Origin of the sequence: Mucilaginibacter sp. L3T2-6 (genome assembly GCF_030519355.1) — a bacterium.
Taxonomy (GTDB): domain Bacteria; phylum Bacteroidota; class Bacteroidia; order Sphingobacteriales; family Sphingobacteriaceae; genus Mucilaginibacter.
This window is the reverse complement of sequence record NZ_JAUMKC010000011.1, coordinates 79732-91666: the sequence shown is the minus strand read 5'-3', so window position 1 is coordinate 91666 and position 11935 is coordinate 79732. Positions and strand designations below refer to the sequence as shown.

General features: G+C 43.0%; 9 protein-coding genes and 1 tRNA gene. 3 read left to right on the top strand and 7 right to left on the bottom strand.

Annotation, left to right across the window (positions count from 1 at the left end; genetic code table 11):
• Positions 1-12 precede the first annotated feature (12 nt).
• The 3 genes from Q3W13_RS13700 to Q3W13_RS13690 all read left to right on the top strand — a co-directional run bounded on the left by Q3W13_RS13700 (position 13) and on the right by Q3W13_RS13690 (position 4593).
• Positions 13-1881 carry a RagB/SusD family nutrient uptake outer membrane protein gene (locus tag Q3W13_RS13700; protein ID WP_302864682.1) on the top strand — a complete coding sequence of 623 codons (1869 nt, stop codon included), beginning with the start codon at positions 13-15 and terminating at the stop codon, positions 1879-1881.
• 132 nt (positions 1882-2013) lie between these two features.
• Complete coding sequence (locus Q3W13_RS13695) at positions 2014-3189, top strand: alginate lyase family protein (protein ID WP_302864680.1); 1176 nt, start codon at positions 2014-2016, stop codon at positions 3187-3189.
• A 384-nt stretch (positions 3190-3573) separates the two neighbouring features.
• Complete coding sequence (locus Q3W13_RS13690) at positions 3574-4593, top strand: alginate lyase family protein (RefSeq protein WP_302864676.1); 1020 nt, start codon at positions 3574-3576, stop codon at positions 4591-4593.
• A 76-nt stretch (positions 4594-4669) separates the two neighbouring features.
• Here the strand turns inward: Q3W13_RS13690 and Q3W13_RS13685 are convergent.
• The 7 genes from Q3W13_RS13685 to Q3W13_RS13655 all read right to left on the bottom strand — a co-directional run bounded on the left by Q3W13_RS13685 (position 4670) and on the right by Q3W13_RS13655 (position 11900).
• Positions 4670-4756: transfer RNA gene (locus Q3W13_RS13685), tRNA-Ser, on the bottom strand.
• Positions 4757-4823: 67 nt separating this feature from the next.
• Positions 4824-5978 (bottom strand): XrtY-associated glycosyltransferase XYAG1, encoded by a 1155-nt coding sequence (locus tag Q3W13_RS13680; RefSeq protein ID WP_302864674.1) that lies wholly within the window; start codon positions 5976-5978, stop codon positions 4824-4826.
• A complete protein-coding gene (locus tag Q3W13_RS13675) occupies positions 5975-7378 on the bottom strand; it encodes an exosortase Y-associated Wzy-like protein (RefSeq protein WP_302864672.1) in 1404 nt (467 codons plus the stop codon). The genes Q3W13_RS13680 and Q3W13_RS13675 overlap by 4 nt, the downstream gene beginning before the upstream one ends.
• Positions 7379-7381: 3 nt before the next feature.
• Complete coding sequence (locus Q3W13_RS13670; RefSeq protein ID WP_302864671.1) at positions 7382-8227, bottom strand: FkbM family methyltransferase; 846 nt, start codon at positions 8225-8227, stop codon at positions 7382-7384.
• Positions 8214-9371: a glycosyltransferase family 4 protein gene (locus Q3W13_RS13665; RefSeq protein ID WP_302864668.1), complete on the bottom strand. Its 1158-nt coding sequence runs from the start codon at positions 9369-9371 to the stop codon at positions 8214-8216. Before Q3W13_RS13665 ends, Q3W13_RS13670 begins: the two co-directional genes overlap by 14 nt.
• Positions 9368-10720, bottom strand: a complete 1353-nt coding sequence (locus Q3W13_RS13660) for a glycosyltransferase (RefSeq protein ID WP_302864667.1) — start codon at positions 10718-10720, stop codon at positions 9368-9370. Before Q3W13_RS13660 ends, Q3W13_RS13665 begins: the two co-directional genes overlap by 4 nt.
• Complete coding sequence (locus Q3W13_RS13655) at positions 10671-11900, bottom strand: hypothetical protein (protein WP_302864666.1); 1230 nt, start codon at positions 11898-11900, stop codon at positions 10671-10673. Before Q3W13_RS13655 ends, Q3W13_RS13660 begins: the two co-directional genes overlap by 50 nt.
• Positions 11901-11935 lie beyond the last annotated feature (35 nt).

Sequence of the window (11935 nt, the reverse complement as noted above, 5' to 3'; positions counted from 1 at the left end):
ACTGATTAAGACATGAAAAATTTAAAAAACAATATAATCGCCGGTCTTGCAATTACTGCGGTGTTTGCCGCCGCCGGATGTACAAAGCGAAGCGACCTGTTCCCCGAGGCGCCTTCGAAATTTACACCTGATAATACGCTCAACACACCGGCAGCTTTCAGGAATGCATTACTTAACCTTAATTTAGGAATAAGGTCTGAATATTTTGGTGACTCAGCGCCGTTATTAACAGAATCTATCTTCACCGATGCCGCCGTTGAGGGCACAACAGACAAAACTACTCCTGCCCAGGATCTGAACGTGAGGATAACCCCCACTGCGAACCTTAATAGCAACGACTATAACAAAATTGGGTGGTATTGGCAAAACTGGTACCAGGGCATACATGACGCAAACGTTATCATCTCAAGGATAGACAACACAAAATGGCCAAGCCAAACCGACCGCGACCAGGCCTTAGCGACCGCATACTTCCACCGCGCATATCGCTACTACCGCCTGGTACACGAGTTTGGGGACGTTCCTTTAGTTTTAAAGGAAGAAACCAAGGTGAATACCGGCTATTTCACTACAAAGCGCATGGTGATTTTAAAACAAATGAAAACCGACCTTGAGTTTGCCATCACAAAATTGGTTGATAACGGCAATAAAGGAGAGCCTTCAAAAGGCGCCGCAGCTCATTTGTTAACTAAAATCAACCTGGCGATGGGTTTATTTGATGATGCCATTGCGTCTGCCAATGTAGCTATCAATGGTCCCTACGCTTTAATGACCGGTCGTTTCGGCATTGTTGCAAATGATGCCACCAAGAACGTTGTATGGGATTTACATCGCCCAGAAAACAAATCCATTCCGACAAATACAGAAGCATTATATGTAGTTATTGACCGCGAAGACCTTGACGGCGCTACGCAGTTCGGCTCGCAGGTTATGCGTAATTGCGTACCAATGTGGCACAACGGCACTATTTTAACACCCGGCGCCCTGAAACCTGGTATATCTGACAAAGTAACCGAAGATATTCCGCTCACCTTATTATATGGGCGTGGAATCGGCCGTTTACGCGGCACCCCGTATGCAACCAAATATATATGGACAGATACCACAGATCTTCGCCATAAAAAAGGAATGTGGATAGACATGACAGATCTGGTTTATAACAACCCGGCTATTAAAAAAACTGATCCCACCTGGTACGGCAAGCACCTGGAACAGTACACAGCAGAGAATGTTAACCAGCGTTTCTTAAACGGCGCAAAGGATACCATTCGCGCCTGGTTCGGCTGGCCACATTACAAGGTATTTATCGGTTCCGGACTGTATGCAACCGATAAATGGTGGAGCCCGCCACGCGGCACCAACACCGATTGGTATGTATTCCGCCTGGCAGAAACTTACTTACTACGAGCTGAAGCTTATTACTGGAAAGGCCAAAATGCACTTGCAATGGATGACATCAACCGTGTAAGGACACGTGCGCAGGCCAAATTGTTAACTGATCCAAGCGCAATAAACATCGGAACGATACTCGACGAGCGGCAGAGGGAGCTGTATTGGGAAGAACCGCGCAAAACTGAACTTACCAGGATTGCCTATATTTTTGCAGAAACCGGCAAAGCGGCCTACAATGGCAAAACTTACAACCTGGCAAATTTCTCGACAGATAATTTCTTTTACGACAGGATAATGGAGAAAAATGATTTCTATAAAAACCCGGCAGTAATAACAAATTCCGGCAACCATTTCACTATTTCACCTTATCATGTATTGTGGCCAATACCACAAAGCGAGATAGATTTAAACATTAACGGACATATCAATCAAAACAAAGGCTATTCAGGTTCCGAGACCAATATACCACCGTTAGATAAAATTCCTTAATGCCACCTGCCTGTGCATAACAAGCTTAATTTAAATTTGAGTAAGTTGTTGGTTAATTTAAGATCGCCAGGCCCGTAAAAGGGCCTGGTTTGTTATTTAGCCAACTATTTTGATATCAAAACAGCCCTAAATATGATCAAGTTAAACTACCTGAAAATTTTAGCCTGCTTATTATTGACGGCATGGCACGCGCCTGCGGCGAAATCCGATTTTAAAAGGCAGGTTGAGAGCACCCTTCGCCCTTATATTCTGCACGAAGCCGCATGGGCGCTGACTCAACAGCCCTTAACCATTACTTCCGAAAAATGCGCACGAAGCATGGGCAGTAAAAACGATTTTTATTCAGAAGGGGATTATTGGTGGCCTGATCCGGCTAATCCGGACGGACCTTATCTACAAAAAGACGGGCTGACCAATCCGGCTAACTTTACCGCGCACAGGCTGTTAATGATCCGTTTTAGTCGCATTGTAGGAGCGCTGGCATCTGCCTATAAACTGACACATGATGTTAAATATATAAAGCAAGCCGAAAAGCATATTAAAGCTTGGTTTGCAGACAGTGACACCCGCATGAATCCTAACCTTTTGTATGCTCAGGCGATAAAAGGCGTGGCAACTGGCCGTGGTATAGGGATAATAGATACCATACAATTAATGGAAGTAGCGCAGGGAATGTTAGTAATGGGAGAGTCACCAGGTTTTGATAAGGATATTTTAGCAGGGGCAAAAGCGTGGTTTAAACAATACCTGGATTGGCTGACCACACATAAATACGGTAAAGATGAAATGAACGCCAAAAATAATCACGGTACATGCTGGGTAATGCAGGTGGCTTGTTTTGCGCGCTTTGTCGGCGATAAAAAATTATTGAAATTTTGCAGTAACCGGTACAAAAATGTGTTGCTGCCTGCGCAAATGGCAGCAGACGGGAGCTTCCCGTTGGAGTTAAAGCGGACTAAACCCTATGGCTATAGCATTTTTAACCTGGACGCAATGGCAACTATTTGCAATGTACTAAGTGGAAAGCAGGACAATTTGTGGCTTTATGAAACACCGGACGGGCGGTCGATAAAAGAAGGCATCAAGTTCCTCTATCCTTTTTTGACCGACAAAAACAAATGGCCCTACCCTAAGGATGTGATGTATTGGGACAACTGGCCTGTTGCCGGCCCGGCATTGTTGTTTGGGGCAATGAGCTATCACAACCCGCTTTGGCTAAAAACCTGGCTGTCTCTTAACCACGATCCGCGGGAACCGGAGATCATCAGAAATATGCCGGTGAGACATCCGCTAATCTGGCTAAACTAAAAGTAATTTTGGTTTCCCATTATTTAAACAATCTACTTCATAGCGAAAACGATTTCGTAGAAATTATAGTCAACACATTAGGAAATCGAACATAACATACTGTATATTAGTATATAAGCCAATTACAACCGCATTAATAATGCAGAATGCAAAAAAAATTCGTCAGCGGCCGTAGACAACGATTTTGCAGGTAACTAAATTTTAATCATTAATCTTTAACGCTATGAAAATTAAAAATCATACTGGGCTTCCTATTGCCCTTGTTTTAATGCTTGCCTTGTTCTTTTACAGCTGTAAAAAGACGATTCACCGGTTAAAAGCAAACCTGATTTGCCAAAAACGTTTGCAAGTGTCCCCACTTCAGGATTTGTACACCCAGGTATAGTGAATACAAAAGAAACCCTGGATTATATAGCGCAGCAGGCAAACTCCGGCGATGCGAACCGCCTGGCAGCTTACCAGTACGTACTCAACTATTGTAACAACCATAGCCCGAGCGGTCAATACAAAGCTACCGTAAATGTCGCCGGTGGCGTAAGCACTCCTGACGAAGCTGCATTTAAGGGCGATGCTTTATTGAGTTACGCGCTTGCACTGCGCTGGGCTAAAACCGGGACCGGCTCTTATGCTACAACGGTAAAACAAATATTGGATGGCTGGGCAAACGCCTTCCGCGGCTTTAGTGTTTCCGGAAGCAACCCATACCAGGCTTACCTGGAAGCGTCGTGGGCGGCGCCGACATTTGTAGCCGCTGCCGAAATCATTAAATATTATGTACCCGCCAACGGCCAGGGGGCCGGATGGACAAGTGCCGAAAATACTCAGTTTTGCACTTTTTTAAACAGGATGAAAGACAATTACATCAATCACGCCACAGACCCCGAGTACAACAATAACTGGAATGTGTCAGAGGGCTGGGCAAAAATTGCCATAGGCATTTTTGAGGATAGCCAGACCGTGTACCAAAACGGAATTACGGTGATTAAAAATGTTTTGCCTATAGTAATTGCCTCAGATGGCTCCATGGACGGCGAGATTTGCGGGTATCATAACGACTATGTGCATTTCCAATACACGCTTACCGGCTTGAGCTACGCGGCTAACACGTGTGGCATACAAGGTGATTTATCCATCTATTCGGCCAGCAACAGCCGGCTGCTTACCGGTTATAACTATCACTATAAGCTGATGCATGGCACGGTATCGCCTCCCTGCTCGCCAAGAGGGAACCCTTCGAACCCGATATGGCCAGGCATTAATGTAGCAGACAGGCATTATAATACTGCTGAAACCAATTACATAGCCAATCATTATGTACCCGATACCAATGGATTACCCGGCGGAGATGTGGGCTTTTTATGCTGGACAAATTATACACACCATAATGTTCCAACTAATTTTTAGGACCATCACAAAATAAAGAAAATAAGCAAAAAACAAAAGGCTCCTCTTCGAGTCGGGGAGCCTTTTGTTTTTGAAGCGGAGAGGGAGGGATTCAAACCCCCGGTACCGGTAAAGGTACACCTGATTTCGAATCAGGCACATTCGATCACTCTGACACCTCTCCGGGTTGGGGCGCAAATATAGCTATTTCAGATTCTTTATGATGGATTTATAAAACAAATTTTATTGACCTATAACGATTCCTGGTGACCGCCGGTAGTTATAATCGAGCTGTACATGCTGATATATCTGCTTACCAGTTGCTGTCCATCAAAGTCGGAGCGGATTGCAACCGGAGCGGTGTCTCTAATTCGCATAAGCTCATCCTGCTGACTATAAATAAAATTGATCCTGTCGGCTATGTTAGTAGCATCCAGCGAACATTCCCATCCAAAATTATGTTCGGCAACATATCGCTGCAAACCCACAAAGGGACTCAGCAAAACCGCTGTTCCCTGGCTGAGGCTTTCTATCACTACGTTACCGAAATTTTCATCATACGAAGGCAATACCAATAAATCATGGTTGTACAATAAATTAAATTTATCCTCACCCATAAATCCCGTCCAGGTTATATGCTCTGCAACATTGTGCTTATTCGCTATACTTTTTAATGAGTTTATGTAGTCTGTTTCGCCGTCGCCGGCTATAGTTAAATGGTATGGTATCGTCAATTGCGGCAATGCTTCCATAAGCAAATCAAGTCCTTTCTTCTTTTCTATTCTCGATAAAAAAATCAATCTTAATAACGAGCCTGATTTGCGGCCGGTAAATTCTTTAAAAGGTAGCTTTACGAAGTTTGGTATAGTGGTAAAACTATAGGGATTGATGATATTTACTAAGCCCTCCTCTTCCCTATTTGAGGTAACGTGTATATAACAGCGGTTTAGCAAAGGCCTTCCGATTAATCTATGTATAAGCCCCTTTATACCGCTGTTTTTGTTTTGAAACGAGTAAGAACTTAACGTACCCCTTGACGATACGAAGACGGGAACCCCCCGTATCAAAGCGATTAAACACGATAGCACCGATACCGTGTTCCACCAGGCATTTATATGAACAACATCAAACTGACGGCAACTCTTCCACAACTTGGCCAGTAATCCGGGCGAGAAATGAGTATGATCTTTGGTAAACCGCCTGAAATAAGTCACTGACACGCCATCTATATTTTGCGGCTTGCCGGGGGCTACTTGTAACTCTTCTTTTCCGTTGGCTGTGGTTGCATATACTTCGGTATAAATACTTGCTTTTACTAATTGCTCGGCAAGCATCGATATCGACATGGTTGGCCCTCCGTAAATATACGCCGGCTTATAGGCGGCGCAAATTTGTAAGATCCTCAAACTTCCTTCAAGATATTTTTAGAACGCATCAATTTAAAAATTACCCACATGGTAACATACGACCAAAAAACAGAGTTGACGATGAATTCGAAGCTTAGTCCCCGCCAAAAAATTTGAAACAGACCACTGAAGATTAACGCCGTACCTAAAATATAACCGCCAAATAGCTCTTCGGCCTTACATGCAATTGACTGTGCTACTGCGCCATATAAAAACAGGAAAATGAAAATACCTGCCGCCCCGAACGACAAATAAGCATCTACTATAAATGCAGGCTTTGCCGATACGTTGGAGTTTCTGTTAACTACCCCTGCATCGTAAACGCGCTCCATAATTAAATCTTCAGTAACTGGCTTCGATGGCCAAAACACTCTGGGCACTACGGCCATTGCCGACTGCTTCAGCAATTGGAAATGATAAAAGTCTATCCTTTCCGGGGTGGATCTCACATACCTCGTAAACATCTCGATCTCGCTGAGCCTGTATACCAGGAAACCCCAGTTAGTTTCGTCCCGGTTATCATTATTTAAGGCTGCGTTAAGGGCGGTTTGGCTCGCATCATCCGCATTCTCTTCGCCACTCCATGCAGTTTGCCTGAAACTGCCCACATACGCTGGTAAAAATATAAAAAGTGCGATTATAGCCGGAACGAACACTATCGTTACCGTTTTTTTATAATTTGGATATAAAAATATTCCAAGCACTAATACACTAATGATAATAGGCTCTTTAAAGCCGGATGTTAATGCATTATAAAAGTTGAAAATATACAGAGCAATACATATTAATGTATTAGGCACTTTTTGTAGTGGTAAAGCAAACGCCAGGGCCAGGGTGCCTGATATAAAACTAAGAGAGCTCAATTGAAAATAAAACTGGGCTAGTCCTGGGATACGCAAAAAAACCAAAGACACCGGGAATGAAATTAATGCCATAAGCAACAACAGGTTTGCGAGTTTTTCCTTTTCTACATGATATCTTTTTCGGACGGGATATTTCATAAACATTAATAACCCCGATGCAAATGCTGCATGCCCGAGGCAATAATAACGCTGACATTGTGCAGCCAAAGCCAATGCGTCCTGATCGATGGCCAAGACAGAATTAGTTTTGCTCAGATATTCGTATCCCAAAAGGCTTAGGAAATAAAATATAGATGTACAGCACATATAACCGGCAAAAATGATCTGGACGATAAAAATGGGCCGCATAAGCTGTGCGGATAAGTCGCGGTCTTGGGGCAAGGGCTTTACTTTGCCGGTAAGTGTTACAAAGAATATGAAGAAAGATCCAAGCCAGGCAATAAAATAAGAGGTGACGGGCGAGGGCTGAAAGAGCATCGCAAGTCCCCAGGGCAAATAAAGTATCAAATATTTTTCGATGCCATTGTTTTTTTTCATCGGTTATGACGGGATGCAGAACAGGTTGCCGCCTTCTATTTGCTGTACAGACGTAATTAATTCGCAACCAACTGATGTTACCTGGTAGAATGTATAACCAAGCGATTGCAGGAATTGATAGCAATCACCTATGTTTTGACCATTATTTATCCAATAGTTTTCGTCGTATTCAAAAATAACATGGGGCTTATGCCGCTCTATCGTATGCTTTAAACCGAGAAGTACTTTATATTCAAAGCCCTCAACGTCGATCTTAATCAAAGCGATTGATTTGAAACTCCGTATCTCAGAAATATTATCACCAGCTTTAATAATCACGTGCTGTTTTTCAGTACCGGTAGCGGCGCTACCCAAGCTGAACGTGCCCTGGTTCCAGTTGTTGGTGCTGATAGGAAACTCATCTTCGCTATCAATATCTGATAAGGCAAATGGCAGTAAAGTAACATTATTCGCTCTATTAAGTATAATATTTCGCCTGAATTTTTCCTGCAGATAATATAATGGCTCGAAAGCGATTACATTACCTGATTGGCCAACGCATTGTGACATCCGGAGACTTTGTAACCCGATATTAGCCCCTATATCCAATGCGTTATCGCCATCTTTAAGGGAAATCCTGATCAGCTTATTTATCTCTTCCTCGTATGTGCCTAAGCTTAAAATAGTCCATTCGATATAGCTATCGGCGTTGGCATAAATAGCTATGTTCTCCCCTGTTAGCCATGCAATACCGTTCTTTATACCCGATTTAAGTTTATCCGACGGCCTCAATAGGTTGGATAAACGCTCCTTACCCGGCAGTTTCCAGTTGCGCGTAAAATCCAGTTTGATTCGGTCAATTCGTTTCATTTTGTAATTTATGTTCGATTGCCTCTGCAATGTGTAAAAAACTGTATCGCTTGATAATGTGCTGCGATTGCTTCCCCATTTGAGTCAGGGAATATTTATCTATAGTCAGCGCCTGTAACTTTTCAACTAAGTCCTGAACGTCACCACTCCTGAAAATGCTGCCATTAATGCCTTCTTTTACCAGGTCAGCGGCGCAGCCTACTTTGTCAGAAACCAATACGGCTTTCCCGCAAGCCATAGCTTCATTTACGGCAAGTCCCCAGGTTTCTCCCGGGCCTGCAGAGGGTAAGCAAAATAAATCACATGACTGATAAACAACCGGCATAGCCGATTGATTTTGAAACTCGATGAAGCTGACCTGAGTATTTCCGCCGGCAGCTGCCTTTAACGTATTCGCCAGTGCGCCATCTCCCACAAATAACAACCGGGTAAGAGGAATATTAGCCGTCATGAAAGCATTCAATAATAATCCCGGCGATTTTTTGTTCTCAAATTTACCTGCAAAAAGTATTGTAATATCGGTGTCGCAGATGCCAAGCTCTTGTTTAAATTTTCGTACTTCGTCGTCTCTGGAAAGGCTGAACCTGTCGTTGTCAACAGCATGAGGCGCAAAACTCAATTTATTTTCTGATAAGCCATATCTTTTGAAATAAAGTTTATTGTTTGCACCAACGTAAAAGGCGTGATCGATATGGTTGTAAAGCCATTTTAAAAAGAAAATTTTCGCTAAGCGTCTAGCCCCTTTCACATCATCCAATAATGTTGAATCGCCGCGGAAATATACCGGCATTTTGTTTTTAAAGTAACGAATAACCTTAAGATGACTCTTATATGCCCATCCGAATACTAAAATAGCATCTGGTCCCCATGTTTCAACATCTCTAATTAAGGCAGGGTTTATAATCCCTTTAAAATGATGCGTACCGGGTTGTCCCGAAATATTTTCTGTCCATTGGTAAGGGTAACCTTCCAATGTTGGTATGTCCCAGCTGACATCCTTACCAAAACCTGGGTCATATTTGATATCAGCATCACCCAGGGTATAAAATACTTTTAAATCGATATTTCCGCGCTGGTAAAGCAACTTGAAAACCGGGGCGTAATATTGTATTGGATGAGTGGTTATAATGGCCAATTTTTTCACTTCTTACTACCGAAACTAAAGCTCTCCTTACGTTGCAACACCGCGTTAAACACATTCACCTGTTCTCGTGTTAAGTTTCGTGCGCTATATTTTTCAAAGGCCGGTGTAATGGTAACCGGTGTCAACTGCCCATTGGCCCAATTTCGTAACACCATGTATATTTCATGTACCGGTGGCCCTTCATTGTTACTGAATGTTACGACATGCGCATCTTCGGCACACTCTTTCAGCACGGAAACTGCACTACTGTTTTTGTTAAAAACAGCTAGCAATGGCTTTGGATTAAGTAAGTATGGGTAAATTTTTGAGGCCGTATATTTCTCATCGTCCGAACCGGGTATTAGAATAGCATCAGCTTGTTTAAGCGTGAGCAGGGTATGGTAATAGCTAATTCTTTTAGGCATTTCTATTACATTTTTATCTACGCCTATTTTTTGCGCGAGCGGCAAAATTGTACACCCGCCAGACCTTGCGTAACTCGTACCGATAAAGTTCAACCTCAGTTTTCTAAAACATTCCGGCTCATTATCTAACCCATTTTTTAACGCAACAAAAACAGAGGTTAAAGCCTTATGCATGTCCATCCCACCCCGGCCGATATATACGATATTAATAAATCCACCGGCGAGCAGTGTTTCAAATTGAGTTTCATGCCTTAATGATGTTTCCAAATCCGGCGGAAATGCCCCGAAAGTAATCGTAGACGCAGGCACATCTTTCAAATTTTCGTAACGTTTTTTCAAATCAGCGATATAACCGCCCGACACGCTAATCAATCCGTCAGCCTGCCGCATAGCTTTTGGCTCCAGGTATTTGTGCATGCGGTGTGACAACCAGTATTTAGGCGGGCGCTGATCTTTAGGCTTATCGCGGTAATAGTCAGAATGCCATGGGTCCTGCATGTCAATTATATATGGTATGCCAAATTTCCTTTTCCAATAGGCGCCCAATATGCATACAGGAAACTGAGTAGTTGAAAAATAAATCAACTGGTATGTGCCGGCAGTTAGCAATTTATTTACGGCCTTCAAATAATACGGTAATGAACGTAACGCAAGGCTTCCTAATCCCAGTTTCGATGTCCATTTGCTATTGAGGGCTCTGACGGTAACTACAGTTATATTTTCAGGGATATTTTCAAGAAGAAGATCATCTTTTGCCATTTCAGAATATGCAGGATCAACCGTCACAACGGTGACCTCCCATCCGAATTCTGTAAAATATGGCAGGCTCATCCGTACCCGATGCATATCCGCAGCATTCGATGGCGGGAAATAGGGAGATATAATAAGTAGTTTGTTATTTACCCTTTCCAAGCTGATCTTTAATAACGGCGAGAAACTTTTCACTTTCTGTGTTCCAGTTTAACTCTGTTTGCCCCAAAATAAAAGCGCTCTTTCTGGCCTGCAAAAGCTCGTGTCTGTTTTCATGGAAAAAAATTAGTTGAGCAGCCAGTTCATCCGCATTGTTGTATAAATTACCGGTCTGCGGATATTTCTTTAAAAACTCTGCCTGCGCTGGTGTATTGCTGGCAAGCAGTGCCAAACCACTTAAAATATAAGTAAAAATCTTATTGCTCAGCGCATATCTATTGTTTAAGCTGAAGCCTGTTTCAGATGCAACCCCTATGTCAAATTGAGCAGCCAGGGAAAATATTTCATCCGGGGGCACCGGTTCATATATATATACGCGGCCGGAATCTGTGTTCCTGCTCTCCGTATCCTTTATGAGTTGCTTTTTATATCCGGCTGCCATACTGCCTAAGATGTGAAATTCAATATTAAGCCCGGTTATTTTAATTGCTTCTATTACCGTTTCAAGACCACGATTCGGGCCTATGGTTTGTGAAAACCAGAATAATTTAATGTTACCGGTCCCAATTTTCGCCGGCTCCATAACACCTTTATGCACAGGAAAAACATTGAGTATGGTCACAGGCGATAAAAAAGGATAAGTCTTTTTATAAGCAGCTGCAATTAACGGACTGGAAGTCGTTAGGTAGTTTATTTGAGACAGGTACTTATCCTCCACTGCTTTTTTTGATTTGAAATCGAAGTTATTTTCGTCGTCGCTTGCTTCGCAGCGATGAAAGTCCTCGGCATCGAAGCCGCAGAGTTTGTTGAAACGTTTAGCTGCCTTTACGGCGGCAGGCAATGCTCCCAAATTATGGGCTATGTATAAATCGGCTTTATACTGCTTAGCTGCACGCGTTAAAAAGTACCCGGCGCGAGCACTGACATAATCAATTAATAAACTGCTATCGATTTTTATCGAAAAACGATGCACCAGGCGACTTATAAAATACAATGCCGGCTTATCGTCCGGGTCTCCCCCAACCCTCACAGCTTTCCATTTTTTCAAGGAAAGTAACTTAGCATCATTCTTCGTGCCCCAATCGTTCCAATAGGCATACAGCACCGTCACTTCATATCCGGAGTCGGCAAGGGCATCTGCTTCCTTTACCAGCCGGGGGTTCAATGAAGGCTGTCCGGAGCTTATTAAGACTATCTTTGCGTGTTTTAAATGCATTTTGGGTGCCTCTTCAACTTCAATATTGAAGTTAC

Coding starts and splice junctions, on each gene's coding strand:
- Q3W13_RS13700 (WP_302864682.1), top strand. CDS start 13: ATGAAAAATTTAAAAAACAATATAATCGCCGGTCTTGCAATTACTGCG.
- Q3W13_RS13695 (WP_302864680.1), top strand. CDS start 2,014: ATGATCAAGTTAAACTACCTGAAAATTTTAGCCTGCTTATTATTGACG.
- Q3W13_RS13675 (WP_302864672.1), bottom strand. CDS start 7,378: ATGAAAAAAAACAATGGCATCGAAAAATATTTGATACTTTATTTGCCC.
- Q3W13_RS13670 (WP_302864671.1), bottom strand. CDS start 8,227: ATGAAACGAATTGACCGAATCAAACTGGATTTTACGCGCAACTGGAAA.
- Q3W13_RS13655 (WP_302864666.1), bottom strand. CDS start 11,900: ATGCATTTAAAACACGCAAAGATAGTCTTAATAAGCTCCGGACAGCCT.